19 protein-coding genes are annotated in these 25,246 nt (G+C 60.3%); 12 read left to right on the top strand and 7 right to left on the bottom strand.

Annotated elements, in window-relative coordinates:
- Positions 1-11 precede the first annotated feature (11 nt).
- The gene (gene mnmC / locus ACM6IK_RS26540; RefSeq protein WP_414876662.1) at positions 12-1,991 is read right to left on the bottom strand and encodes a bifunctional tRNA (5-methylaminomethyl-2-thiouridine)(34)-methyltransferase MnmD/FAD-dependent 5-carboxymethylaminomethyl-2-thiouridine(34) oxidoreductase MnmC; all 1,980 of its coding nucleotides are present in this window, start codon (positions 1,989-1,991) and stop codon (positions 12-14) included.
- 344 nt (positions 1,992-2,335) lie between these two features.
- Between mnmC and pap the strand changes: the two genes are divergently transcribed.
- The 3 genes from pap to ACM6IK_RS26525 all read left to right on the top strand — a co-directional run bounded on the left by pap (position 2,336) and on the right by ACM6IK_RS26525 (position 6,369).
- Positions 2,336-3,859: a polyphosphate:AMP phosphotransferase gene (gene pap, locus ACM6IK_RS26535; RefSeq protein ID WP_414876661.1), complete on the top strand. Its 1,524-nt coding sequence runs from the start codon at positions 2,336-2,338 to the stop codon at positions 3,857-3,859.
- Positions 3,860-3,961: 102 nt separating this feature from the next.
- Complete coding sequence (locus tag ACM6IK_RS26530) at positions 3,962-5,146, top strand: thiolase family protein (protein ID WP_414876660.1); 1,185 nt, start codon at positions 3,962-3,964, stop codon at positions 5,144-5,146.
- A 263-nt stretch (positions 5,147-5,409) separates the two neighbouring features.
- Positions 5,410-6,369, top strand: coding sequence for a DMT family transporter (locus tag ACM6IK_RS26525; protein WP_115947237.1), 960 nt, complete (start codon positions 5,410-5,412; stop codon positions 6,367-6,369).
- A 99-nt stretch (positions 6,370-6,468) separates the two neighbouring features.
- Here ACM6IK_RS26525 and ACM6IK_RS26520 read toward each other — a convergent pair whose 3' ends face one another.
- On the bottom strand, positions 6,469-7,863 hold the full coding sequence (locus ACM6IK_RS26520) for a class II fumarate hydratase (RefSeq protein WP_414876659.1): 1,395 nt from the start codon (positions 7,861-7,863) through the stop codon (positions 6,469-6,471).
- Positions 7,864-8,055: 192 nt separating this feature from the next.
- Between ACM6IK_RS26520 and ACM6IK_RS26515 the strand changes: the two genes are divergently transcribed.
- The 7 genes from ACM6IK_RS26515 to ACM6IK_RS26485 all read left to right on the top strand — a co-directional run bounded on the left by ACM6IK_RS26515 (position 8,056) and on the right by ACM6IK_RS26485 (position 15,852).
- Positions 8,056-8,580: a DUF2059 domain-containing protein gene (locus tag ACM6IK_RS26515; protein WP_414876658.1), complete on the top strand. Its 525-nt coding sequence runs from the start codon at positions 8,056-8,058 to the stop codon at positions 8,578-8,580.
- 12 nt (positions 8,581-8,592) lie between these two features.
- On the top strand, positions 8,593-8,892 hold the full coding sequence (locus ACM6IK_RS26510) for a BolA family protein (protein WP_414876657.1): 300 nt from the start codon (positions 8,593-8,595) through the stop codon (positions 8,890-8,892).
- A 102-nt stretch (positions 8,893-8,994) separates the two neighbouring features.
- The gene (locus ACM6IK_RS26505; protein WP_414876656.1) at positions 8,995-9,936 is read left to right on the top strand and encodes a rhodanese-related sulfurtransferase; all 942 of its coding nucleotides are present in this window, start codon (positions 8,995-8,997) and stop codon (positions 9,934-9,936) included.
- Between the two features lie 3 nt (positions 9,937-9,939).
- Entirely contained in the window at positions 9,940-10,575 is a 636-nt protein-coding gene (locus ACM6IK_RS26500; protein ID WP_414876655.1) for a DsbA family protein, read from the top strand.
- The gene (locus tag ACM6IK_RS26495; protein WP_414876654.1) at positions 10,568-12,385 is read left to right on the top strand and encodes an ABC transporter ATP-binding protein; all 1,818 of its coding nucleotides are present in this window, start codon (positions 10,568-10,570) and stop codon (positions 12,383-12,385) included. Before ACM6IK_RS26500 ends, ACM6IK_RS26495 begins: the two co-directional genes overlap by 8 nt.
- 169 nt (positions 12,386-12,554) lie before the next feature.
- Entirely contained in the window at positions 12,555-15,014 is a 2,460-nt protein-coding gene (locus tag ACM6IK_RS26490; RefSeq protein ID WP_414876653.1) for an EAL domain-containing protein, read from the top strand.
- 76 nt (positions 15,015-15,090) lie between these two features.
- Positions 15,091-15,852 (top strand): TenA family transcriptional regulator, encoded by a 762-nt coding sequence (locus tag ACM6IK_RS26485; protein WP_414876741.1) that lies wholly within the window; start codon positions 15,091-15,093, stop codon positions 15,850-15,852.
- Positions 15,853-15,986: 134 nt separating this feature from the next.
- Here ACM6IK_RS26485 and ACM6IK_RS26480 read toward each other — a convergent pair whose 3' ends face one another.
- The 5 genes from ACM6IK_RS26480 to ACM6IK_RS26460 form a co-directional block, all read right to left on the bottom strand.
- Entirely contained in the window at positions 15,987-16,913 is a 927-nt protein-coding gene (locus tag ACM6IK_RS26480) for a GGDEF domain-containing protein (protein ID WP_414876652.1), read from the bottom strand.
- Between the two features lie 364 nt (positions 16,914-17,277).
- Positions 17,278-18,018 (bottom strand): YciK family oxidoreductase, encoded by a 741-nt coding sequence (locus tag ACM6IK_RS26475; RefSeq protein ID WP_414876651.1) that lies wholly within the window; start codon positions 18,016-18,018, stop codon positions 17,278-17,280.
- Positions 18,019-18,185: 167 nt separating this feature from the next.
- Positions 18,186-18,857: an N-acetylmuramic acid 6-phosphate phosphatase MupP gene (gene mupP, locus ACM6IK_RS26470; RefSeq protein ID WP_414876650.1), complete on the bottom strand. Its 672-nt coding sequence runs from the start codon at positions 18,855-18,857 to the stop codon at positions 18,186-18,188.
- Between the two features lie 4 nt (positions 18,858-18,861).
- A complete protein-coding gene (gene ubiG / locus ACM6IK_RS26465) occupies positions 18,862-19,560 on the bottom strand; it encodes a bifunctional 2-polyprenyl-6-hydroxyphenol methylase/3-demethylubiquinol 3-O-methyltransferase UbiG (protein ID WP_007985381.1) in 699 nt (232 codons plus the stop codon).
- A 57-nt stretch (positions 19,561-19,617) separates the two neighbouring features.
- On the bottom strand, positions 19,618-20,952 hold the full coding sequence (locus ACM6IK_RS26460) for a TRZ/ATZ family hydrolase (protein ID WP_414876649.1): 1,335 nt from the start codon (positions 20,950-20,952) through the stop codon (positions 19,618-19,620).
- 108 nt (positions 20,953-21,060) lie between these two features.
- Here ACM6IK_RS26460 and mtnA point away from each other — a divergent pair, with 108 nt between their 5' ends.
- Both mtnA and gyrA read left to right on the top strand, forming a co-directional pair.
- Positions 21,061-22,137: an S-methyl-5-thioribose-1-phosphate isomerase gene (gene mtnA, locus ACM6IK_RS26455; protein WP_414876648.1), complete on the top strand. Its 1,077-nt coding sequence runs from the start codon at positions 21,061-21,063 to the stop codon at positions 22,135-22,137.
- A gap of 425 nt (positions 22,138-22,562) precedes the next feature.
- The gene (gyrA, locus tag ACM6IK_RS26450; protein WP_414876647.1) at positions 22,563-25,217 is read left to right on the top strand and encodes a DNA gyrase subunit A; all 2,655 of its coding nucleotides are present in this window, start codon (positions 22,563-22,565) and stop codon (positions 25,215-25,217) included.
- The last annotated feature ends 29 nt before the right edge of the window (positions 25,218-25,246 follow it).

Genomic DNA, 25,246 nt, shown 5'->3' with positions numbered 1-25,246 from the left:
TGCTGTATCGACTACTTGCCCCGGATCAGGCGCCGCAAGGCAAATCGGTTGGGATGGCAGGCTTCGGCCACGCTTCTGGGCAATGGCAGGGGTTCGTTGTCCAGCCAGGCCGCCAGCAGTTCTCCGGACAGCGGCGCGGTGATCAGGCCGCGCGAGCCGTGGCCGCTGTTGATGTACAAACCGTCAAGCCATGGGCATTCGACGTCCGGCACTTGTCGGGCATCCTTGCCCAGCGCGGCATACGCTTGAGCGAACGCCTGGAGGTCGGCCAATGGGCCGACGATCGGCAAATAGTCGGGGCTGGTGCAGCGAAATGCAGCGCGACCCTGGAGACTTTCAGGCGTCAGTTTATCGGCCTGTAGACGCTCGACCAGATCGTGGGAAATCTCTTCGAGCATGGCCAGGTTGCCCAAGTGTTCGGCCGTGGTCGGCGTCAGGTCGTCGCTCTTGAAATCGAAACTGGCCCCCAGTGTGTGTTCGCCCAAGCGCGCGGGGGCGACATAGCCTTCGGCACACACCACGGTGCTCAGGGCCTGGCTTTGCGGGGTTTGCGCCAGGCGGGTGATTTGCCCGCGAATGCGTTTGAGCGGTAGCTCGGCACTCTCGGGGAATCGCCGGATTTCGGCTGCGCCGGCGAGCACCACCACGGGGGCGCTGGCGAGCAGGCGTTCGCCATCCCAGGCCTGCCACTGGCCATCGGCCTTGCGCAGTTCGAGCACATCATGATGCACATGCACCTGAACGTTCGGATGAGCGGCCTGCCACTGGCACAGCGCCGGTGGGTGGACCCAGCCGCCTTCGGGATAGAACAGGCCCCCGTGTGCCAACCCGATACCGGCCACGGCCTGTGCCTCGGGTTGATCCAGCAGGTGCAGCAAGTCTGCCGCAAACGCCTGCGCCAATTGCACCTGACGCTCGGCTTCCTTGGCATCGAAGGCCAGTTGCAACACGCCGCAATCGTCCCAATCGCGACCCCGTTGCAAGTGTTCGAGCTGTCGTCGGGTGTAGCCGAATCCGCTGACGATCATTTGCGACAGCGCCGTGCCATGGGCCGATAACTTCAGGTACAGCACGCCCTGTGGGTTGCCCGAGGCTTCCTGGGCGATGGCGTCGTGGCGCTCCAGCACTGTCACTTGCCAGCCCCGCGCGGCGAGGCTGGCGGCGCTGGCGCAACCGGCCAGCCCGGCCCCGATCACCAGTGCCTGGCGTTCGTCGGTCAGTGGAGCCGGGCGGGCAAACCAGGGTTTATCGGGCGCCGGGGCGGGCACGTCCTGGGGCCAGCCGAGGAACTCGCCGCGCAGGATTTCCCATTTGTGGCCGATGCCTGGGGTGCGTTTCATCTTGAAACCGGCGGCGTTGAGCAGGCGCCGCACCCAACCGGTACTGGTGAAGGTGCTGATGGAAGCACCGGGGGCGGCCAGGCGTGCGAGTTCGGCAAACAGTTCGGCAGTCCACATGTCGGGGTTCTTCGCCGGAGCGAAACCGTCGAGGAACCAGGCGTCGATTCGGGCATCGAGTTGAGGCAGCTGCTCCAATGCGTCGCCGATCAGCAATGTCAGGGTCACGCGACCGTTATCCAGCGTCAGGCGCTGAAAACCCTGATGGATCGCCACGTACTGCGCCAGCAATTGATCGGCAAACACCTTGAGTTCCGGCCACAGCGCCAGGGCACGTTGCAAGTCGGCCGGGCTCAACGGGTACTTCTCGACGCTGACAAAATGCAACCGCACTCCGGCCGCCGCGTGTTGTTCGAACACCTGCCAGGCACACAGAAAATTCAGTCCCGTGCCAAAGCCCGTTTCACCGATGACCAGGCGTGCGCCCTCCGGCAACGCAGCGAAGCGTTCCGCCAAGCGGTTCTGCTCGATAAAGACATAGCGGGTTTCGTCCAGCCCCGACTGGTCGGAGAAATACACATCGTCGAACACTCGCGAATATGGACGACCGTGGTCATCCCAGTCGAGCTGGGCGTGGGGCAGTTCAGGTTTCATGGCAGGCTCGGCAACGGCAAGGCCGTCATTCTATCCGATCGATGGCGTGGTGCTTGATCCAGAGCAAGCTTGCAATCTCTGGATCAGCGAAACTTCCAGGTCGGGCGAAGGGCGATGTGCTTTTGTGGCGAGGGGGCTTGCCCCCGTTCGGCTGCGAAGCAGTCGTCAAGTCGGCAGACTCGGGCTACCTGGCACAAAGTAGTCGCTTGGTTTGGGGGCTGCTTCGCAACCCAACGGGGGCAAGCCCCCTCGCCACAGGTTTCGTATCTGCCCCATGATTGGATTTCTTCCGCGCAAGAGAGGTCCGTCCGCTAGTCTTGCTCACATCTGCAAGGGAGCCGCTCATGTTTGAATCTGCTGAAATCGGTCACGCCATCGACAAAGACACCTATGACGCCGAAGTCCCGGCCCTGCGCGAAGCGTTGCTCGAAGCGCAATTCGAATTGAAGCAGCAACGCCGCTTTCCGGTGATCATTTTGATCAATGGCATCGAAGGTGCGGGCAAGGGCGAGACGATCAAGGTGCTCAACGAATGGATGGATCCGCGCCTGATCGAGGTGCGCACCTTCGATCAGCAAACTGACGAAGAGCTGGCGCGACCACCGGCCTGGCGGTACTGGCGGATGCTGCCGGCCAAGGGGCGCATGGGGATTTTCTTCGGCAACTGGTACAGCCAGATGCTGCAGGGGCGGGTCCATGGCGAGTTCAAGGATCCGCGCCTCGACCAGGCGATCAACGGCGCCGAGCGCCTGGAAAAGATGCTCTGCGATGAAGGTGCGTTGATTTTCAAGTTCTGGTTTCACCTCTCCAAAAAGCAAATGAAGGCACGCCTCAAGGCGCTGGCTGACGACCCGCTACACAGCTGGCGTATCAGCCCGCTGGACTGGCAACAGTCGCAAACCTACGACAGGTTCGTGAAATATGGTGAGCGGGTGCTGCGCCGCACCAGCCGTGACTATGCGCCGTGGCATGTAATCGCCGGGGCGGATGCGCATTATCGCAGTCTGGCCGTGGGGAGGATTCTGCTTGCGGGCTTGCACGGCGCATTGCAGCGACCGACGATCCACCCGGAAAAAGTCAGCGCCGCGCCAGTGTTCCCCAGTGTCGATCAAGTGAACCTGCTCGACAGCCTGGACCTGACCCTGAACCTGGACAAGGATGATTACGAAGAACAGCTGATCACCGAGCAGGCGCGGTTTTCCGGGCTGATGCGTGACAAACGCATGCGTCGCCATGCACTGGTGGCGGTGTTCGAGGGCAACGACGCGGCGGGCAAGGGCGGGGCGATCCGTCGGGTGGCGGCAGCGCTTGATCCGCGCCAGTACAGCATCGTGCCGATTGCCGCGCCCACCGAAGAAGAACGGGCACAGCCCTATCTGTGGCGCTTCTGGCGGCACCTGCCGGCCCGGGGCAAGTTCACCGTGTTCGACCGCTCCTGGTATGGCCGGGTGTTGGTGGAGCGCATTGAAGGTTTTTGCAGCCCGGCAGACTGGCTGCGTGCCTACGGTGAAATCAACGATTTCGAAGAGCAGCTCACCGATGCCGGGGTGATCGTGGTCAAGTTCTGGCTGTCCATCGATAAGCAAACGCAACTGGAGCGCTTCGAAGAGCGCGAAAAAATTCCCTTCAAACGCTTCAAGATCACTGATGATGACTGGCGCAACCGTGAAAAGTGGGATGACTATCGTGCGGCGGTTGGCGACATGGTCGACCGTACCAGCACCGAGATTGCGCCATGGACCCTGGTGGAAGCCAACGACAAGCGCTGGGCGCGGGTCAAAGTCTTGCGCACCATCAACCGGGCACTGGAAGAGGCTTTCGAAAAATCCGACCGGCGTGAGAACAAGAAGCGTAAGGACAAGGATTGAAGCGATGGTTACGCATACGCGAGGTGAATGATTGTCGCGGTCGGTGAAGAGCTGGACTTATGCTCGGTCCACTCTCAACCGATAACAACAATGAGGTATGTCATGCGTGAAGTGGTGATCGTCGACAGCGTGCGGACCGGCCTGGCCAAATCCTTTCGCGGTAAATTCAACATGACCCGCCCGGACGACATGGCGGCACACTGTGTCGATGCACTGTTGGCGCGCACCGGTATCGATCCGGCGAGCGTCGAGGACTGCATCGTTGGCGCCGGTTCCAACGAAGGCGCCCAGGGTTTCAATATCGGGCGCAATGTCGCGGTGCTGTCGCGCCTGGGCATCGGCACGGCCGGCATGACCCTCAACCGCTTCTGTTCCTCGGGTTTGCAGGCGATCGCCATTGCCGCCAACCAGATCGCTTCGGGTTGCAGCGACATCATCGTCGCCGGTGGCGTCGAGTCCATCAGCCTGACCATGAAGAGCGTCAACACCGACAACCTGATCAACCCGCTGCTCAAGGAGCAGGTGCCGGGCATTTACTTCCCGATGGGCCAGACGGCTGAAATTGTCGCGCGTCGGTACAGCGTCAGTCGTGAAGAGCAGGACCTGTATGCGCTGCAAAGCCAGCAGCGTACCGCAGAGGCGCAGGCCGCCGGGCTGTTCTCTGATGAAATCGTGCCGATGGCGGTGAAGTATCGCGTCGAAGACAAAAGCACCGGTCAGGTGCAGATCGTCGACGGTGTCGTTGATCGTGATGACTGCAACCGCCCGGACACCACCCTGGAAAGTCTGTCCGGGTTGAAACCGGTGTTCGCCGAAGATGGCTCGGTCACGGCCGGCAACTCGTCCCAACTGTCTGACGGCGCGTCAATGACCCTGGTGATGAGCCTGGAAAAAGCGCTGGAACTGGGGCTCAAGCCGAAAGCGTTCTTTCGCGGTTTTACCGTGGCCGGTTGCGCGCCGGACGAGATGGGCATCGGCCCGGTGTTTTCGGTACCGAAACTGCTCAAGGCCAAAGGCTTGCGGATTGACGACATCGACCTGTGGGAACTCAACGAAGCCTTCGCCTCGCAGTGCCTGTACAGCCGCAACCGACTGGAAATCGACAACGCCCGGTACAACGTCAATGGCGGCTCGATTTCCATCGGTCACCCGTTCGGCATGACCGGTTCGCGTCAGGTCGGGCATCTGGTTCGTGAATTGCAGCGACGCGATCTGCGTTACGGCATCGTCACCATGTGCGTGGGGGGCGGGATGGGAGCTACGGGGTTGTTTGAGGCGGTGCGTTAAGCCTCGATGTTTCTCGTTGTCAGTTAGATAGCCATCGCGAGCAGGCTCGCTCCCACAGTGTTTAGCGGCGATCACAAATATTGTGTGCGCCGCAAAACCTGTGGGAGCGAGCTTGCTCGCGATGGGGGCGCCACGGTCAAAAAACATCACCTGAAGATTACGACCTGCACAGTTTCATCCGCGGCCAGACCCAAACTGTGCCTGTGTACGCCACCGCTGCGGGCCTAGAATGGCGGCTCCTGTCAGTTGGCGTTGGGGTTCACATGCACATTTCATCGGGTCGCTGGGGTTACGGTCTGTTCCTGGCCTTGTTGACCGCGTTGTTGTGGGGAATCCTGCCGATCAAGCTCAAGCAAGTGCTGCTGGTGATGGACCCGGTGACGGTGACCTGGTTTCGGCTGTTGGTGTCTGGCGGCTGCCTGTTCATTTATCTGGCGGCCACCAGGCGTCTGCCCAGCCGCAAAGTGCTCGGTCCTCGTGGTGGCTGGCTGGTACTGATGGCGGTGCTCGGCCTGGTCGGTAACTATGTGCTGTATCTGATGGGCCTGAACCTGCTCAGCCCCGGCACGGCGCAACTGGTGGTGCAGATGGGCCCGATCATGCTGCTGATCGCCAGTCTGTTTGTGTTCAAGGAGCGTTTCAGTCTGGGGCAGGGGATCGGGCTGTTGGTACTGCTGATCGGTTTTGCGCTGTTTTTCAACCAGCGCTTGAGTGAATTGCTCACGTCGCTGACCGACTACACCGCCGGTGTGCTGCTGGTGCTGTTGGCGTCCACGGTCTGGACCTTCTATGCCCTGGGGCAGAAGCAATTGCTGACGGTGTGGAATTCGCTGCAGGTGATGATGGTGATCTACCTGTTTTGCGCGCTGCTGTTGACGCCGTGGGTGCATCCGCTCGAAGCGTTGCAATTGAACCCGTTGCAGGGTTGGTTGCTGCTGGCGTGCTGCCTCAACACCCTGATTGCCTACGGTGCGTTTGCCGAGGCCCTGGCCCATTGGGAAGCCTCCCGGGTCAGCGCAACGCTGGCCATCACGCCGCTGGTAACCTTTGTGGCGGTTGCCATGGCTGCGTGGTTGTGGCCCGACTATGTGCATGCCGAGACGATCAATGGTCTGGGATATGGCGGCGCGGTGCTGGTGGTGCTGGGGTCGGCGCTGGTGGCGTTGGGGCCTTCGTTGATTGCCGGGTTGAAGGCCAGAAAAGCCAAAATGGTCGTTGGCTGAAAATCTTCATCGCGCCCTTCGCGAGCAGGCTCGCTCCCACAGAGATCCAGTGTGGGAGCGAGCCTGCTCGCGAAGACGGACTTTCAATCAGCGCAAAATTCAGCCCTTGGCCCCAGCCTCCAGCATATTCTCCGGCCTGACCCACGCATCGAACTCTTCGTCAGTCAGATACCCGAGCTGCAACGCCGCCTCGCGCAAGGTCAGCCCTTCGCTGTAGGCCTTCTTGGCGATTTCCGCCGATTTGTCATAGCCAATGTGCGGGTTGAGCGCCGTCACCAGCATCAGGCCTCGTTCCAGGTGTTCAGCCATCTTTTGCGCATCCGGCTCCAGACCGGCCACGCAATGTTGCTGGAAGTTGCTGCAGCCATCGCCCAGTAAACGGATCGATTGCAGCAGGTTGTGGATGATCACCGGTTTGAACACGTTCAGCTGCAAGTGGCCCTGACTGGCGGCAAAGCCGATGGCGACGTCGTTGCCCAGCACCTGGCAGGCCAGCATCGACAAGGCTTCGCACTGGGTCGGGTTGACCTTGCCAGGCATGATCGAGCTACCCGGTTCATTGGCCGGCAGCTTCACTTCGGCGAAGCCGGCGCGGGGACCGGAACCCAACAGGCGCAGATCGTTGGCGATTTTCATCAGGGTCACGGCGAGGGTTTTCAACGCGCCGGACAGCGTGGTCAGCGGCTCATGGCCGGCCAGTGCGGCGAACTTGTTCGGTGCGGTGATAAACGGCAAGCCGGAGAGGGCGGCCAATTCTGCGGCGATGGCCTCACCGAAGCCGTGGGGTGAGTTGAGCCCGGTGCCGACGGCCGTTCCGCCCTGGGCCAGCTCGCAGACCGCGGGCAGGGCGCTGCGGATCGCCCGTTCGGCGTAATCGAGTTGCGCGATGAACGCCGAGATTTCCTGACCGAAGCTGATCGGAGTCGCATCCATCATGTGGGTACGACCGGTCTTGACCAGTTTCATGTGGCGGGCGGCCAGCTCGGCCAGCCCACCGGACAGTTCGCTGATCGCCGGCAGCAAGTGCTGTCGCACCGCCTGGGCGGCTGCGATGTGCATGGCGGTGGGGAAGCAGTCGTTGGAACTCTGGGAGCGATTGACGTGATCGTTGGGGTGCACCGGGGACTTGCCGCCGCGCAGGTTGCCCGCCAGCTCGTTGGCGCGACCGGCGATCACTTCGTTGACGTTCATGTTGCTCTGGGTGCCACTGCCGGTTTGCCAGACCACCAGCGGAAACTGGTCGTCGTGGTCGCCGCCGAGCACTTCGTCGGCTGCCTGCTCGATCAGGCGGGCGATGTCGGCGGGCACGTCGCCGTTGCGATCGTTGACCCGTGCCGCGGCTTTCTTGATCAGCGCCAGGGCATGCAACACCGCCAGCGGCATGCGTTCGTTGCCAATGGCGAAGTTGATCAGCGAGCGTTGCGTCTGAGCGCCCCAGTAGGCTTCATCCGGGACTTCAACCTCGCCGAGGCTGTCGGTTTCGATACGGCTCATCTTGCTCACTCCTGTAGGTCCGATTGCGCAGTTTAGGCCGTGATCGACGGCCGGGGTTCCATCTGTCTCGATTTCAACCATTGAAGCCCTCTAAATCAGGCGCGACAAGGCTTGGGGTTGAGCGACAGACTTTTTTAGGCGCAGAATGGACGCCCTTGGGGTTTTACCTCGCCAGCTAGAAAAGGACACTCGATGACTCGTCTTCGTGCCATCTGTACCGCCGTTGCTTTGGTCTGCGCCAGCGGCCAGGTTCTTGCCGACACCGCCAGCCATAACGCCAGTGCCGAGGCTTTCCTGACCCTGGCGCACGCTGACAAACTGGGCACCCCGGTGTACATGCAAGTACAGCAGATGTTTGCCCAGCGTTTCGAACAGACCAAAGCCCCTGAGTCGAAAAAGGCCGTGCTGGAAACCTACCAGGCCAAGGCCAACGCCGCTCTGGACCAGGCCATTGGCTGGAACAAGCTGAAACCGGACATGGTCAAGCTCTACACCACCAACTTCACCGAATCCGAGCTCAAGGACCTGGTTGCGTTCTACCAGTCGCCACTGGGCAAGAAAGTCCTGGAAAAAATGCCCCAGCTGACCCAGCAATCGGCCCAGATGACCCAGGCCAAGCTGGAAAGCGCGGTGCCGGTGGTCAACAAGCTGTTGGCTGACATGACCGCCGAGCTGACGCCGAAAGACGCGGCTGCGCCAGCCAAGAAAAAGCCTTGAGCGGAGTTCGGTATGACCATGCAACAACGCATCGAATCGACACTGGCCCTGCTTCAGCCCGAGCATCTGCAAGTGCTGGATGAGAGCCATATGCACAGCCGTGGGCTTTCGACCCATTTCAAGGCTGTGGTGGTCAGCGCGCAGTTCGAAGGCTTGAACCGGGTCAAGCGCCACCAGAAGGTCTACGGCACGCTCGGCGAGCTGATGGGCGAGTTCCATGCGTTGGCGCTGCATACCTACACGCCAGAGGAATGGGCCCGGATCGACGCGGCCCCGGCCTCGCCGACCTGTGCCGGCGGCAGCAAACACTAAACCCCGGTTTTTTGTTAGAATGCCCAACGCGCCGCTAACCCGGCGCGTTTTTTTTCGCATCCGGTTCACCCCTTACGAGGGTAGCCACCTGGAGATTTACCCATGACACAACAGATTGTCGTGGCGGCACTGTATAAGTTCGTCACCCTGGAAGATTACGTCGCCCTGCGCGAGCCCCTGTTGCAAGCGATGGTCGACAACGGCATCAAAGGCACGCTGCTGATCGCCGAAGAAGGCATCAACGGCACCGTGTCCGGCAGCCGCGAAGGCATCGACGGGCTGATGGCCTGGCTCAAGAACGACCCGCGAATGGACGACATCGATCACAAAGAGTCGTACTGCGACGATCAGCCGTTCTATCGCACCAAAGTCAAACTCAAGAAAGAAATCGTCACCCTCGGCGTGGAAGGCGTGGACCCGAACAAAAAGGTCGGCACCTATGTCGATCCGCAGGACTGGAACGCGCTGATCAGCGACCCTGAAGTGCTGTTGATCGACACCCGTAACGATTACGAAGTCTCGATCGGTACCTTCGAAGGTGCCATCGACCCGAAAACCACCAGTTTTCGCGAATTTCCCGATTACATCAAAGCCAACTTCGACCCGGCCGTGCACAAGAAGGTCGCGATGTTCTGCACCGGTGGCATCCGCTGCGAGAAGGCCTCGAGCTACATGCTCGGCGAGGGCTACGGTGAGGTCTTTCACCTCAAGGGCGGCATCCTCAAGTACCTCGAAGAGGTGCCGCAGGAAGAAACCAAGTGGCAGGGCGACTGCTTCGTGTTCGACAACCGCGTCACCGTTCGTCACGACCTCAGCGAAGGCGACTACGATCAATGTCATGCCTGCCGCACGCCGGTCAGCGTGGAAGACCGCGCGTCCGAGCATTACGTAGCGGGCATCAGCTGTCCGCATTGCTGGGATAAGCTGAGTGAGAAGACCCGTCGCAGTGCGATCGACCGGCAGAAGCAGATCGAGCTGGCCAAGGCTCGAAACCAGCCTCACCCGATCGGCTACAACTACAAGCAAGCATCTTCCGAGGCCTGAATCATGTCCGCGCGCCTGCTCTATGTGATGGACCCGATGTGTTCCTGGTGCTGGGGGTTTGCCCCAGTGGCCAACGCACTGGTCGAGCAGGCGCAAACCGCAGGCGTGGACGTGCACCTGATTGTGGGCGGTCTGCGCACTGGCAGTGGTGCCGCGCTGGAGCCGAGTACCCGGCGCTATATCCTTGAGCACTGGCAGGCGGTCACCGAGGCCACCGGCCAGCCCTTCAAGCTTGAAGGCGCATTACCTGATGGCTTTGTCTACGATACCGAGCCTGCCTGCCGGGCGCTGGTGACGGCGCGCACACTGGCGCCGGATTGTGCCTGGAAACTGCTCGGGCTGATTCAGCACGCATTTTATGCCGAAGGACGCGACGTCACCCGCGCCAGCGTTCTGGTGGAACTGGCCGAACAGGCCGGTCTGCCGCGCATCGAATTCGCCGCCGCATTTGACCGCGCCGATATGCACTCCGCGACGGCAGCTGATTTTACCTGGGTCCAGGACCTGGGCATTGCCGGTTTCCCCACCCTGCTGGCTGAGCGTAACGGCCAACTGGCGCTGTTGACCAACGGCTATCAGCCATTGAGCGAGTTGTCTGCGCTGCTCGGCCGCTGGCTGGAGCGTGCTGCCTGTGCATGACCTGCCCGATGATGTTGCACCCGCTAAACGTGTCGACCGTCTGAGCTGGGCGGAAATCCGTCGCCTGGCCCTGCATCACAAGAAATCCCTGTGGATCGCCAACGGCGTGGCCGTGCTGGCGACCTTGTGCAGCGTGCCGATTCCCTTGCTCCTGCCATTGCTGGTGGACGAGGTGTTGCTGGGGCACGGCGATGCGGCGCTGAAGATCATGAACCTCGCGCTGCCCGACGGCTGGCAGAAAGCCGCGGGCTACATCGGACTGATGCTGCTGGTGACCCTGACCCTGCGCTGCGCGGCGTTGATGTTCAACGTAGTGCAGGCGAAATTGTTCGCCGGACTGGCCAAGGACATCGTCTATCGCATTCGCATACGCCTGATCGAACGGCTCAAGCGTATCTCGCTGGGTGAATACGAAAGCCTGGGCAGCGGCTCAGTGACCACGCATCTGGTCACCGACCTGGACACCCTGGACAAGTTCGTCGGTGAAACCCTCAGCCGTTTCCTCGTGGCCATGCTGACGCTGGTGGGCACCGCCTCCATCCTGATGTGGATGCACTGGAAACTGGCGCTGCTGATTCTGCTGTTCAACCCCCTGGTGATCTACGCCACGGTGCAATTGGGCAAGCGGGTCAAGCACCTGAAGAAACTCGAGAACGACAGCACTTCGCGCTTCACCCAGGCGCTGACCGAAACGCTGGATGCGATCCAGGAAGTTCGCGCCGGTAACCGCCAGGGGTTTTTCCTTGGTCGCTTGGGGCAGCGCGCCCGGGACGTGCGCGACTATGCGGTGAACTCGCAATGGAAAACCGATGCGTCGAACCGCGCCAGCGGCTTGCTGTTCCAGTTCGGCATCGATATTTTCCGTGCTGCGGCGATGCTTACCGTACTGTTTTCCGACCTTTCAATCGGCCAGATGCTCGCGGTGTTCAGCTACCTGTGGTTCATGATCGGTCCGGTGGAACAACTGCTGAACCTGCAATATGCCTACTACGCAGCCGATGGTGCGCTGTCGCGGATCAACGAACTGCTGTCCCGTGACGATGAGCCCGAGTACTCGGGTGGAGTCGACCCGTTCAGTGGTCGCGAGACGGTCGGGCTGGAAGTACGGGGGTTGAGTTTCGGCTACGGTGATGAACTGGTGTTGAACCAGATGAACCTGTCCATCGCCCCCGGCGAAAAGGTCGCAATCGTCGGTGCCAGTGGTGGCGGCAAGAGCACGCTGGTGCAACTGCTGCTGGGCTTGTATACGCCGTTGGCCGGCACCATTCGCTTCGGTGGTTCAACTCAGCAAGAGATCGGCCTGGAAACCGTGCGGGAAAATGTCGCCGTGGTCCTGCAACATCCGGCGCTGTTCAACGACACCATCCGCGCCAACCTGACCATGGGCCGCGAACGTAGTGACGAGGCCTGCTGGCAGGCACTGGAAATCGCCCAGTTGCACGCTACGGTCCGGGATTTGCCCAATGCCCTGGACAGCATCGTCGGGCGCTCCGGCGTGCGTTTATCCGGCGGGCAGCGCCAACGCCTGGCCATCGCCCGGATGATCCTGGCCGAGCCCAAGGTGGTGATCCTCGACGAAGCCACCTCGGCGCTCGATGCCGCCACCGAATACAACCTGCACCAGGCACTGGCGCGGTTCCTGAGCAACCGCACCACGTTGATCATTGCCCACCGTCTTTCGGCGGTAAAACAAGCGGATCGTGTGCTGGTGTTCGACGGCGGACAAATTGCCGAGGACGGCGACCACCAGCAACTGATCGCCGATGGTGGGTTATACGCCAAGCTGTATGGGCATTTGCAGCAGTTGTAGCGAGCCGCCGATTCAATACGATAAAAAAACATGATCGCGACCGAATTCAGCGGTCGCGATGTTCCCCCCGGGCAAAGCTTGTCGCTTGCCGGGACCGGGATCGCAACCTAGTCTAGCTGTAGCGATTTCGTCCGGAAGACGAGCGAGCAGTGCTAACGCAAGGGACCTCATGAATCAAAAGCGGACTCTCGGAACGCCACGGCTGTTAGGCATCGTCTGGCCATTTATCGCCGTAGTGGTGTTTCAGGCCCTCTTGGGCGGTGTCAGCCTTTATGTACTGTCGGCTGTTCGCGGTTATGTCGCCGGTGAGAGCCTGTGGTCCAAGGGCCAGAAAGACGCCATCTACTACCTCAATCTCTATGCCGACAACGGCGACGAAGCGATTTTTCATAAATACCAGAACGCCATTTCCGTGCCTCAGGGCGGGCATGAATTGCGTGTGGCGCTGGATCATCGGCCGCCGGACATCAAGGCGGCACGTGTAGCGATCCTCAAGGGCGGCAACCATCCGGATGACATCACCAGTGTGATCTGGCTGTACCTGAATTTCCGGCACTTCAGTTACCACCAGAAAGCCATCGACCTTTGGATGGTGGGCGACGCGTATCTGGTGCAACTCGATGCCATTGCGCAGGAGATGCATCAGCGCATCACCGACAGGCAGGCCACCGATGCCGATATCAAGCGCTGGAAGGGTCAGATATTCGTCATCAACGAAAGTGTGACACCGGCGGCGAAGGCCTTCAGCGATGCCTTGGGCGAAGGCTCGCGGATGATCCTGCGACTGTTGCTGGTGATCAACCTTGCCACCGCCCTGGGCTTGATTGTATTGGCCTTGATGCGTACCCATAAACTGCTCAAACAGCGCCATGCCTTCGCCGATGCGCTGCAACTGGAGAAAGAACGGGCGCAGATCACTCTGCAATCGATTGGCGACGGCGTGATCACCACGGATGTTTCCGGTGCGATTGCCTACATGAATCCGGCGGCCGAGGCATTGACCCACTGGAAGGCCGAGCAGGCGACAGGGTTGCCGCTGGCGGCGCTGTTCAACCTGCTGGATGAAAATGCGCAAACCGACGGTTTCACCCTGATCGAGCATATTCTGAGTGGCCAACTCAGTGGCGGCAGTGAGCACTCCAAGTTGATTCAACGCCTGGACGGCAGCACGGTGTCGGTCACCCTGGTGGGGGCGCCGATCCGCAATGCCGGCAAAGTCAGCGGCACGGTGCTGGTGCTGCATGACATGACCCAGGAGCGGCAATACATCGCCAATCTGTCGTGGCAGGCGACCCACGACGCCTTGACCGGGCTTGCCAATCGCCGCGAATTCGAATATCGCCTGGAACAGGCGCTGCATAACCTGACCCGCCATTCGGGTCGTCATGCCCTGATGTTCCTCGATCTGGATCAGTTCAAGCTGGTCAACGATACCTGCGGTCACGCGGCGGGCGACGAGCTGTTGCGGCATATCTGTGCCTTGTTGCAATCCGGGTTGCGCGAAGGCGATACCTTGGCGCGCCTTGGCGGCGACGAGTTCGGTATCCTGCTGGAAAACTGCGCACCGGAAGCGGCGGAGAAAATTGCCGAGAGCCTGCGTCAGACTGTGCAGAATCTGCATTTTGTCTGGAAGGGCCGGCCTTTCGTGACCACTGTCAGTATCGGGCTGGTCCATGTTGCGCAGAATCCGACGACGCTCGAAGCCTCGCTGCGTGCTGCCGACATGGCGTGCTACATGGCCAAGGAAAAGGGCCGGAACCGGGTCCAGGTCTATCATCCGGATGACTCGGAATTGTCCCTGCGCTTCGGCGAAATGGCTTGGGTGCAGCGTTTGCACATGGCGCTGGAGGAGGACCGCTTCTGCCTGTACGCCCAGGAAATTGCCCCCTTGGGCCATGTCGAACAGGGCGGCGGGCACATTGAGATTCTGCTGCGATTGCATGACGAGGCCGGGCGGATGATCTTGCCCGACAGCTTCATTCCGGCAGCTGAACGCTATGGCCTGATGAGTTCGCTGGATCGTTGGGTTGTGCAGAATGTGTTCAAGATCATTGCCCAATGCCGGGCCGAGCCACACCGTGGGCCGCTGGCCATGTGTGCGATCAATCTGTCAGGTACGACGATCGGGGATGAGGCGTTCCTGGACTTCCTGCGCGAACAGTTTGTGACGTATTCGATTCCGCCTGAAATGATTTGTTTTGAAATTACTGAAACCAGTGCTATTTCAAATCTTGGCAGCGCCATTCGATTCATTAATGAACTCAAAGGCTTAGGATGCTATTTTTCACTGGATGATTTTTGTGCCGGAATGTCCTCATTCGCTTACCTGAAACATTTGCCTGTAGACTTCCTGAAGATCGATGGGAGTTTCGTAAAGGATATGCTGGACGACCCGATCAACCGCGCCATGGTCGAAGTGATCAATCACATCGGTCATGTCATGGGTAAGCGCACGATTGCCGAGTTTGTCGAAACGCCCCAGATCGAGCAGGCATTGCTGGAGATTGGGGTGGATTACGCTCAAGGGTATGTGATTGAACGCCCGCATTTGTTTACCTTTGATAGCCTGCTAAGTCGTCCCGCCAGGCCTCAGCCGCTGTTGTTCAAGGCCCCTGGCACGTTCCGTTGAAACTCCTGCCGGTCTTACAATCACAATCAAAAGGAGCTCGACAGTGATCGACACATTCAACCGAACCGGCCCGCTCATGGAAGCTGCAAGTTACCCTGCCTGGGCTCAACGCCTGATCCAGGATTGCAGCGAGAGCAAGCGCCGGGTTGTCGAACATGAACTGTACCAACGCATGCGAGACAACAAACTCAGTGCAAAGACCATGCGCCAATACCTGATCGGTGGCTGGCCGGTGGTCGAACAGTTCGCGTTGTATATGGCACAAAACCTCACCAAGACACGCTTTGCCCGTCATCCCGGCGAAGACATGGCCCGTCGCTGGCTGATGCGTAATATCCGCGTCGAATTGAACCACGCCGATTACTGGGTGCACTGGAGCCGCGCGCACGGTGTCAGCCTGGAAGACCTGCAGGCACAGCAGGTTGCACCGGAGCTTCACGCCTTGAGCCATTGGTGCTGGCACACCAGTTCAGCCGACTCGCTGATCGTTGCGATTGCCGCTACCAACTACGCCATCGAAGGGGCGACCGGGGAATGGTCGGCGGTCGTTTGTTCCAACGGTATCTACGCCGCCTCGTTCCCCGAGGAAGATCGCAAGCGGGCGATGAAGTGGCTGAAGATGCATGCCCAGTACGACGATGCCCATCCATGGGAAGCCCTGGAAATCATCTGCACATTGGCGGGCACCAGCCCGAGCAAATCCCTGCAGGTGGAGTTGCGTCAGGCTGTTTGCAAGAGCTACGACTACATGTACCTGTTTCTCGAGCGTTGCATGCAGTTGGAGCACGCAGAGCGGGTACCGGTTGCGCGTGAGCGGATGGCATTGGCCGAAGGCTGATTCAATCGCTGTTTGAAAAAAACTGTGGGAGCGAGCCTGCTCGCGAATACGGACTGTCAGTCAACATCATCGTTGAAGGTCAGATCCCATTCGCGAGGCTCGCTCCCACATTGGTTTGTGTCGTGGCTGAAAAATCAGCCCGCCATCTCCAACCGGTTACGACCTTCGCGCTTGGCTACATACAATGCGCTGTCTGCCCGTCGCAACAGGCTTTCGGCAGACTCGCCGGGTAACAGTGTCGAGCAGCCGAGGCTGACTGTCAGCACGATCATATGACTATCGGCCAGGTACTCTTGCGACTGCACTGCAAAACGCAGCCGCTCACCGACCATGGCCGCCGCCTCGCGGCTGGTGTTCGACAGCAGGATCAGGAATTCTTCACCGCCATAACGGAACACCATGTCCACGTTGCGCAGCTGCTTTTTGATCGAGGCAGCGACCGCCTTGAGCACGTCATCGCCTGTGCTGTGGCCGTGGGTATCATTGACTTGCTTGAAATGATCGATGTCCAGCATCAGCACCGATAACGGTTGCAGATGGCGCCGGGATAGTTCGATTTCCCTTTGCAGCGTCTGGTCCATGGCGATGCGGTTGCCGGTGCCCGTCAGCGGGTCGCGCAGTGCGCTTTGGGTGGCGGTACGGTAAAGCAGTGCGTTGCGCATCGGGAAAAGCAGCGCGGCCAGCAGTGATTCGAGATTGCCCTGTTCCTGTTCGGTGAAACGCTGATTGCGGCGGAAAATCAGCTCACCCAGATGTTCGCCTTCGTGGCTGAGGCTGTAACTGATGGAGTGGTGACCGCGTTGGCCGAACTCCAGACGCAAGTCACTGCTCTTGTGCAGGTAGCACAAAGCGTCCAGCGGCACCAATCGCTGAATCTCGCGATAGAACGTCCCAAGAATGCGCTGTGGCTCCAGACTGGTTTGCAGCTGCAGGTTCAGTTGCTGGCGCAATTGCGCAAGACTGGCCGGCCTTGCCAGAAGAGGCGGCTGCTGACCAAAGCCCAGGCGCTGCAATTTGGCGCTATCGAAGTCAATTGCGTTGGTCTGGGAAGGTGGTTTCATAAGGCGTGCGCCCCTAAGCGGTAAGGCTGTCTTACAAGCAGGGTGAGAGCGGCTTAGGCTGCGCGTCGTACTGGTCCGTCAGTCCCGTAGGACATTTCGCACAAGTTTAATCTGCTTTGTAGAAGATAAGTAATCGCTGCACTCAAGCTTCGTCCCGTCTGCTTTCACGTTTCGTGTCTGAGCAAATTTAGAGCGAAAGTCGTGCCATTCGGTTCATCTGAATAAAAATTGTGTTAAATCAATGGGTTGTTGTTTTTCTGTTGCCTATGTAGCGCAGCGTGTGACGTTTGTTTGACAGGCGCCTGCGTGTATTCGAGTGCCGCGACAGGAAAACGGCGCGGCACCGAAAAGCGACGTACGGTCGCTACTGGGCGTTGAACGCCTGGCCGTTGATACCGGTGCTGTCCGGGCCCATCAGGTAAAGGTAGACCGGCATGATCTCCTCGGGCGTCGGGTTGTTCAGCGGATTTTCACCTGGGTAAGCCTGGGCGCGCATGCTGGTGCGGGTAGCGCCCGGGTTGATGCTGTTGGAGCGTACCGGAGCCACGGTATCGACTTCGTCGGCCAGGGTTTGCATCAGGCCTTCAGTGGCGAATTTGGAGACGCCGTAAGCGCCCCAGTACGCACGTCCCTTGCGGCCGACGCTGCTGGACGTAAACACCACCGAGGCATCTTGCGACAGCTTGAGCAGCGGCAGCAGAGTGCTGGTGAGCATGAACATGGCATTGACGTTGATTTGCATGACCCGCATGAAGTTTTCGCCGGACAGCTGCTCGATCGGCGTGCGCGGGCCGATGATCGAAGCATTGTGCAGCAGGCCGTCGAGATGCCCGAATTCGCTTTCGATCATCGCCGCCAGCTCATCGTATTGATGGGGCAGGGCGGTTTCGAGGTTGAACGGGATCACCGCCGGTTGTGGATGGCCGGCGGCTTCGATTTCGTCGTAGACCTGAGTCAGGTTGGCTTCGGTCTTGCCCAGCAGCAGCACGGTTGCGCCGTGGGCCGCGTAGGTTTTTGCCGCTGCGGCGCCAATACCGCGTCCTGCGCCGGTGACCAGAATGACCCGATCCTTGAGCAGTTCGGGGCGGGCGGAATAATCAAACATAAAAAAACCTCAACAAATCAGAAGACAGGCGCTGTCCCTGTAGGAGCGAGCTAGCTCCGGGCGGCGTTCCGACGATGGTCGTCAACGATTTCGCGTAAAGCCTGACACCCTGCGGCGTTCTCAGGTTTTTCGCGAGCAAGCTCGCTCCTACAAAAAAGCGATTCGACTTAGCAGCTGCAAAGCGCGCTATCGAGCACCTTGCGCAACTCCAACGGATGGTCGACCACCACATCCGCACCCCAATGCCGCGGATTATCGTCCGGGTGGATATAGCCGAAGGTCACCGCAGCAGTCTTGGTGCCGGCATCGCGGCCTGATTCGATGTCGCGCAAGTCATCACCTACGAACAGCACGCTGGCCGGGTCCAGTTCGAGCATCTTGCAGGCCAGAATCAGCGGCTCGGGATCCGGTTTGCTGTTTTTCACGTGATCGGGGCAGATCAGCAGTGCCGAACGCTCGGCCAGCCCCAGCTGTTGCATGATCCGCTCGGCGAATCGCAGTGGCTTGTTGGTGACCACGCCCCAGACGAGGTTGGCTTTCTCGATGTCGGCAAGCAATTGAGCCATGCCGTCGAACAGCTTGCTATGAACGGCGCAACCCACGAGGTAGCGCTCCAGGAACTCCAGGCGCAACGCTTCGAACCCCGGCGATTCCGGGTCCATGGCGAAGGTCACTGCGACCATTGCGCGGGCGCCGCCGGAAATCTCGTCGCGGATATGCTTGTCGTTCATCGGCGGCAAGCCGCGGTCGGCACGCATCGCCTGACAGATCGCAATGAAGTCCGGCGCGGTGTCGAGCAGGGTGCCGTCCATGTCGAAAAGAACTGCTCTGATTGGCATCGGCTTACTCCTCGCGCAGGGTCTGGATCATGTAGTTGACGTCCACGTCGGCCGCCAGTTTGTAGTGCTTGGTCAGCGGGTTGTAGGTCAGGCCGATGATGTCCTTGACGGTCAGGCCGGCCATGCGGCTCCAGGCGCCGAGTTCGGAAGGGCGGATGAATTTCTTGAAGTCGTGGGTGCCGCGTGGCAGCAACTTCATGATGTATTCGGCGCCGACGATGGCGAACAGGTACGCTTTCGGGTTGCGGTTGATGGTGGAGAAAAACACCTGGCCGCCGGGCTTGACCATGCGGAAGCAGGCGCGGATGACCGACGACGGGTCCGGCACGTGCTCAAGCATTTCCAGGCAGGTGACCACGTCGAACTGCTCGGGCATTTCCTCGGCCAGGGCTTCGGCGGTGATCTGCCGGTATTCGACGTTGACGCCCGACTCCAGCTGATGCAACTGCGCGACGGCCAACGGCGCTTCACCCATGTCGATACCCATCACGGTCGCGCCGCGCTGAGCCATGGCTTCGCTGAGGATGCCGCCGCCGCAACCGACGTCGAGGACCTTCTTGCCGGCCAGGTTGACGCGTTCGTCAATCCAGTTGACCCGCAGCGGGTTGATGTCGTGAAGCGGTTTGAATTCGCTTTCGCGGTCCCACCAGCGATGGGCCAGGGCTTCGAATTTGGCGATTTCGGCGTAGTCGACGTTGCTCATGGTCTAGTCCTCTAAAACTTGAAAAATCCTGTTGCCCCGGGTTGTACTCCAGGGTGCTTACGATTCGGTGCGGCCGCTGATGCGTTGGCCCCAGGCCTTCGCGACAGTACTTAGCTGTTGTTCATCCAGGCGTGTCAGGCGACGGTCGTCGAGCAACTGCTTGCCCGCAACCCAAAGGTGTTTCACGCAGTCCCGCCCGGTGGCGTATATAAGCTGCGAAACCGGGTCGTAGACCGGTTGCTGGGCCAGACCGGAGAGGTCGAACGCGACCATGTCCGCGGCTTTGCCGATTTCCAGTGAGCCGGTTTCGGCCTCGATGCCCAGTGCCCGGGCCCCGTTGAGGGTGGCCATGCGCAAGGCACGATGGGCATCCAGCGCGGTCGCCGAGCCGGCGACAGCCTTGGCCAGCAAGGCCGCGGTGCGGGTTTCGCCGAGCAGGTCCAGGTCATTGTTGCTGGCCGCGCCATCGGTGCCGACCGCGACATTGACCCCAGCCTGCCACAAACGCTCGACCGGGCAGAACCCGCTGGCCAGCTTCAGGTTCGACTCCGGGCAATGAATCACACTGCTGTTGCTTTCTACCAGCAGCGCCAGGTCTTCCTCGCTGATCTGGGTCATGTGAACCGCCTGAAAGCGCGGCCCCAGCAAACCCAGGCGCGCCAGTCGGGCCAGTGGTCGTTCGCCGTGCTGCTCCACCGATTGCTGTACTTCGAAGGCGGTCTCATGCACGTGCATGTGGATCGAAGCGTCCAGCTCCTCGGCGATCATCCGGATTTTTTCCAGGTTTTCGTCGCCTACGGTGTAGGGAGCATGGGGGCCGAAGGTGATTTTGATGCGTTCGTGGTGCTTGAGATCGCCAAACAGCTCAACGCCCTGTCGAATGGCTTCGTCCGCTGTGCCGGCGCCGGGAATCGGGAAATCGAGGATCGGAATCGCGATTTGTGCGCGAATACCGCTGTTGTGCACGCGCTCGCTGGCAACCTTGGGGAAGAAATACATGTCAGAGAAACAAGTGATGCCGCCTTTGATTTGCTCGGCGATGGCAAGGTCGGTGCCGTCGCGCACGAAATCTTCATCGACCCATTTGGTCTCGGCGGGCCAGATATGGTTTTCCAGCCAGGTCATCAGTGGCAGGTCATCGGCCAGGCCACGGAACAGTGTCATCGCCGCGTGCCCGTGGGCATTGATCAGGCCGGGGCTGAGCAACATGTCGGGCAACTCACGGATTTCGGTTGCGTTAAGCTTCAGTGCGGCAGAACGTGGACCGATAAACACGATGCGCCCATCGCGGATGCCCACGCCATGCTCCTTGAGGACAACACCAGCGGGTTCGACGGGTACCAGCCAGGTCGGCAGCAATAACAGGTCGAGCGCAGCGGCAGTGTTCGGCATCGAGGGTCGGTTCCAGTGCTTTTGTATAGGATGGCGAAGTATACCCGAGCGTCTTCGCGGGGGGATCGCTATAATCGGCGGCTTTTGTTCATGAGTGCGGGGTGAGGGATGCGCGATCGACTGTTGGCTGCGGAAAAGGTAAAGGCCATCGATTGGCGTGATGGCGCTCTCCATCTGCTGGATCAGCGTATTTTGCCGTTCGAGGAAACCTGGATTGCCTACACCAGTGCTGCTGGCGTGGCCGAGGCCATTCGCTCGATGGTGGTGCGCGGTGCGCCGGCGATCGGTATCAGTGCGGCTTATGGCATCGTACTGGCAGCTCGTGCCCGGATTGCCGAAGGGGGTGACTGGTACGCTGCGCTGGAAGAGGATTTCATGCTGTTGGCCGATTCCCGTCCTACCGCCGTCAACCTGTTCTGGGCGCTGGGCCGCATGCACGACCGGCTTGATCGCCTGAAAGACAATGCCGATCCGCTGGCGGTGCTGGAGGCCGAGGCCATCGCCATTCATGAAAGTGATCGCGAAGCCAACCTGACCATGGCGCAATTGGGTGTGGACCTGATCCGCAAGCATCAGGGCAACGCCCAGGCGATCCTGACCCACTGCAACACCGGCGCGCTGGCTACGGGCGGCTTTGGTACGGCGCTGGGGGTGATTCGTGGAGCTTTCATCGAGGGTATGGTCGAGCGGGTGTATGTCGACGAAACCCGCCCATGGTTGCAGGGCTCGCGGCTGACCGCGTGGGAACTGTCCAACGAAGGCATTCCCGTGACCCTCAATGTCGATTCCGCTGCGGCGCATATCATGAAGACCAAAGGCCCTACCTGGGTCATCGTCGGCGCTGACCGGATCACCGCCAATGGCGACGTGGCCAACAAGATCGGCACCTATCAACTGGCGGTCAACGCCATGCACCACGGCGTGCGCTTCATGGTGGTGGCGCCGAGTTCGACCATCGACATGAACCTGGCCAGCGGCGATGACATTCCGATTGAAGAGCGTGATGGTCGCGAGTTGCTGGAGGTCGGCGGCAAGCGCGTCGGGGCTGATGTCGATGCCTTTAACCCGGTGTTCGACGTGACGCCGGCGGACCTGATCGATGCGATCGTCACCGAAAAAGGCATCGTCGAGCGCCCGGATACCGCGAAAATGGCGCAGTTGATGTGCCGCAAGCGTCTGCATTAAAGGTATTTGGCGCCTGATAAATCGCCTTCGCGAGCAAGCCCGCTCCCACACTCGACCGTGTCTAGCTGGAGAGCTCGGTCAAATGTGGGAGCGGGCTTGCTCGCGAAGAGGCCCTTACGGCCACCAAACAATCCCAATTCAGCCCGAAAATCTCTAATCAATAAGGCTCTAAGCCTCTCTCGTCCCCTTCAAGCCTGTCACCGGTCAACTAACTACTCTCCATGCGCATCTGGGGGATAGGTGCGTGGCGGCTCTTGTGATAACATCCGGCGGTTTCCAGGGTCGCCCCGCGGGGTGACCTTCACTGCGCAGATCCATGGCATAACTCGTTGATTTGTCGTAAGCCAATGCATGGCACTGAGCCTGCAGCGGCGAGCTTCGTTGGTCCTGACGAAGTTTCACCAGAAAAAGGAATCAGGCTTCTCATGGGCGAACTGGCCAAAGAAATCCTCCCGGTCAATATCGAAGACGAGCTGAAGCAGTCCTACCTCGACTACGCGATGAGCGTAATTGTCGGGCGGGCACTGCCGGATGCGCGCGATGGCTTGAAGCCCGTGCACCGGCGCGTGCTGTTCGCGATGAGCGAGCTGGGCAACGACTTCAACAAGCCGTACAAGAAATCTGCCCGTGTTGTCGGTGACGTGATCGGTAAGTATCACCCGCACGGTGATACCGCGGTGTACGACACCATCGTTCGGATGGCGCAGCCATTCTCCCTGCGCTACCTGCTGGTAGACGGCCAGGGCAACTTCGGTTCGGTGGACGGCGACAACGCCGCGGCCATGCGATACACCGAAGTGCGCATGACCAAGCTGGCGCACGAGCTGCTGGCTGACCTGCATAAAGAAACCGTGGACTGGGTGCCGAACTACGACGGCACCGAAATGATCCCGGCGGTCATGCCGACCCGTATTCCCAACCTGCTGGTCAACGGCTCCAGCGGTATCGCCGTGGGCATGGCGACCAACATTCCGCCGCACAACCTCGGTGAAGTCATCGACGGTTGCCTGGCGCTCATCGACAACCCCGAGCTGACCGTCGATGAACTGATGCAATACATTCCCGGTCCGGACTTCCCGACCGCTGCGATCATCAACGGTCGCGCCGGTATCATCGAAGCCTACCGCACCGGTCGCGGCCGCATTTACATGCGCGCCCGCTCGATGATCGAAGACATCGACAAGGTCGGTGGCCGCCAGCAGATCGTCATCACCGAGCTCCCTTACCAGCTGAACAAAGCGCGTCTGATCGAGAAGATCGCCGAACTGGTCAAAGAGAAGAAGCTTGAAGGCATCACCGAACTGCGCGACGAGTCCGACAAGGACGGTATGCGCGTCGTGATCGAACTGCGTCGCGGCGAAGTGCCTGAGGTCATCCTCAACAACCTCTATGCCCAGACCCAGTTGCAAGCGGTATTCGGTATCAACATCGTCGCGCTGATCGACGGCCGTCCACGGATCCTGAACCTCAAGGATCTGCTGGAAGCCTTCGTCCGTCACCGTCGCGAAGTGGTGACCCGTCGTACCGTGTTCGAACTGCGCAAGGCGCGCGAACGTGGTCACATCCTTGAAGGTCAAGCGGTTGCCCTGTCGAACATCGACCCGGTCATCGCCCTGATCAAGGCGTCGCCAACGCCCTCGGAAGCCAAGGAAGCGCTGATCAGCACCCCTTGGGAATCCTCGGCCGTGGTGGCAATGGTGGAACGTGCCGGCGCCGATTCGTGCCGTCCGGAAAACCTCGATCCGCAATACGGTCTGCGCGACGGCAAGTACTTCCTGTCGCCAGAGCAGGCGCAAGCCATTCTGGAACTGCGTCTGCACCGCCTGACCGGTCTTGAACACGAAAAGCTGCTGGCCGAGTATCAAGAGATCCTCAACCAGATCGGCGAGCTGATCCGCATCCTCAACAGCGCCACGCGCCTGATGGAAGTGATCCGCGAAGAGCTGGAAGTGATTCGCGCCGAATACGGCGACGTGCGTCGTACCGAAATCCTCGATGCCCGTCTCGACCTGACCCTGGGCGACATGATCCCGGAAGAAGAGCGCGTCGTGACCATTTCCCACGGTGGCTACGCCAAGACCCAGCCGCTGGCTGCGTACCAGGCCCAGCGTCGTGGCGGTAAAGGCAAGTCGGCGACCGGCGTCAAGGATGAGGACTACATCGCTCACCTGCTGGTTGCCAACAGTCACACCACGCTGCTGCTGTTCTCCAGCAAGGGCAAGGTGTACTGGCTGAAAACCTACGAAATCCCTGAAGCGTCCCGCGCTGCCCGTGGTCGTCCGCTGGTCAACCTGCTGCCGCTGGATGATGGTGAGTACATCACCACCATGCTGCCGGTCGAGGAATACACCGAAGGTCACTACATCTTCATGGCCACCGCCAACGGCACCGTGAAGAAGACCCCACTGGAATCCTTCAGCCGTCAACGCAGCGTCGGCCTGATCGCGCTGGAACTGGACGAAGGCGACGTACTGATCAGCGCAGCCATCACCGATGGCGAGCGTGAAGTCATGCTGTTCTCCGATGGCGGCAAGGTCACCCGCTTCAAGGAATCCGACGTTCGCGCCATGGGCCGTACCGCCCGCGGTGTGCGCGGCATGCGTCTGCCGGAAGGCCAGAAGCTGATTTCCATGCTGATCCCGGAAGAAGGCAGCCAGATCCTCACCGCTTCGGCGCGTGGCTACGGCAAGCGCACGGCGATCACCGAGTTCCCTGAGTACAAGCGTGGCGGTCAGGGCGTTATCGCCATGGTCAGCAACGAGCGTAACGGCCGTCTGGTCGGCGCGGTGCAGGTGCTCGACGGCGAGGAAATCATGCTGATTTCCGACCAGGGCACTCTGGTGCGCACCCGTGTCGACGAAGTGTCCAGCCTGGGTCGTAACACCCAGGGCGTGACCCTGATCAAACTGGCCAACGATGAAACGCTGGTCGGTCTGGAGCGGGTTCAGGAGCCGTCGGAAGTCGAGGGCGAAGAGCTGGAAGGTGAAGAGAGTGAAGGGTTTGTCGGTGAGGTCGTGATCGACGACGTTGCCGAAGACCAGCAACTCGACGCCGCCGCTGACGAAGAACCACAGGAATAAGCGGGTAAGCAGGGGGCGGATGAAAATTC

Source organism: Pseudomonas sp. IT-196MI5, from assembly GCF_949767415.1.
GTDB lineage: Bacteria > Pseudomonadota > Gammaproteobacteria > Pseudomonadales > Pseudomonadaceae > Aquipseudomonas.
The sequence above is the reverse complement of the archived record's forward strand: the minus strand, read 5'-3'. Positions and strand labels throughout refer to the sequence as shown.

What these genes read in the sequence shown, in the direction of transcription:
- ACM6IK_RS26480 (WP_414876652.1), bottom strand. Translation starts at nt 16,913, where the DNA reads ATGAAACCACCTTCCCAGACCAACGCAATTGACTTCGATAGCGCCAAA.
- gyrA (WP_414876647.1), top strand. Translation starts at nt 22,563, where the DNA reads ATGGGCGAACTGGCCAAAGAAATCCTCCCGGTCAATATCGAAGACGAG.
- pap (WP_414876661.1), top strand. Translation starts at nt 2,336, where the DNA reads ATGTTTGAATCTGCTGAAATCGGTCACGCCATCGACAAAGACACCTAT.
- ACM6IK_RS26530 (WP_414876660.1), top strand. Translation starts at nt 3,962, where the DNA reads ATGCGTGAAGTGGTGATCGTCGACAGCGTGCGGACCGGCCTGGCCAAA.
- ACM6IK_RS26525 (WP_115947237.1), top strand. Translation starts at nt 5,410, where the DNA reads ATGCACATTTCATCGGGTCGCTGGGGTTACGGTCTGTTCCTGGCCTTG.
- ubiG (WP_007985381.1), bottom strand. Translation starts at nt 19,560, where the DNA reads ATGAGCAACGTCGACTACGCCGAAATCGCCAAATTCGAAGCCCTGGCC.
- mnmC (WP_414876662.1), bottom strand. Translation starts at nt 1,991, where the DNA reads ATGAAACCTGAACTGCCCCACGCCCAGCTCGACTGGGATGACCACGGT.
- ACM6IK_RS26475 (WP_414876651.1), bottom strand. Translation starts at nt 18,018, where the DNA reads ATGTTTGATTATTCCGCCCGCCCCGAACTGCTCAAGGATCGGGTCATT.
- ACM6IK_RS26500 (WP_414876655.1), top strand. Translation starts at nt 9,940, where the DNA reads ATGTCCGCGCGCCTGCTCTATGTGATGGACCCGATGTGTTCCTGGTGC.
- ACM6IK_RS26510 (WP_414876657.1), top strand. Translation starts at nt 8,593, where the DNA reads ATGACCATGCAACAACGCATCGAATCGACACTGGCCCTGCTTCAGCCC.
- mupP (WP_414876650.1), bottom strand. Translation starts at nt 18,857, where the DNA reads ATGCCAATCAGAGCAGTTCTTTTCGACATGGACGGCACCCTGCTCGAC.
- ACM6IK_RS26520 (WP_414876659.1), bottom strand. Translation starts at nt 7,863, where the DNA reads ATGAGCCGTATCGAAACCGACAGCCTCGGCGAGGTTGAAGTCCCGGAT.
- mtnA (WP_414876648.1), top strand. Translation starts at nt 21,061, where the DNA reads ATGCGCGATCGACTGTTGGCTGCGGAAAAGGTAAAGGCCATCGATTGG.
- ACM6IK_RS26490 (WP_414876653.1), top strand. Translation starts at nt 12,555, where the DNA reads ATGAATCAAAAGCGGACTCTCGGAACGCCACGGCTGTTAGGCATCGTC.
- ACM6IK_RS26505 (WP_414876656.1), top strand. Translation starts at nt 8,995, where the DNA reads ATGACACAACAGATTGTCGTGGCGGCACTGTATAAGTTCGTCACCCTG.
- ACM6IK_RS26515 (WP_414876658.1), top strand. Translation starts at nt 8,056, where the DNA reads ATGACTCGTCTTCGTGCCATCTGTACCGCCGTTGCTTTGGTCTGCGCC.
- ACM6IK_RS26485 (WP_414876741.1), top strand. Translation starts at nt 15,091, where the DNA reads ATGGAAGCTGCAAGTTACCCTGCCTGGGCTCAACGCCTGATCCAGGAT.
- ACM6IK_RS26460 (WP_414876649.1), bottom strand. Translation starts at nt 20,952, where the DNA reads ATGCCGAACACTGCCGCTGCGCTCGACCTGTTATTGCTGCCGACCTGG.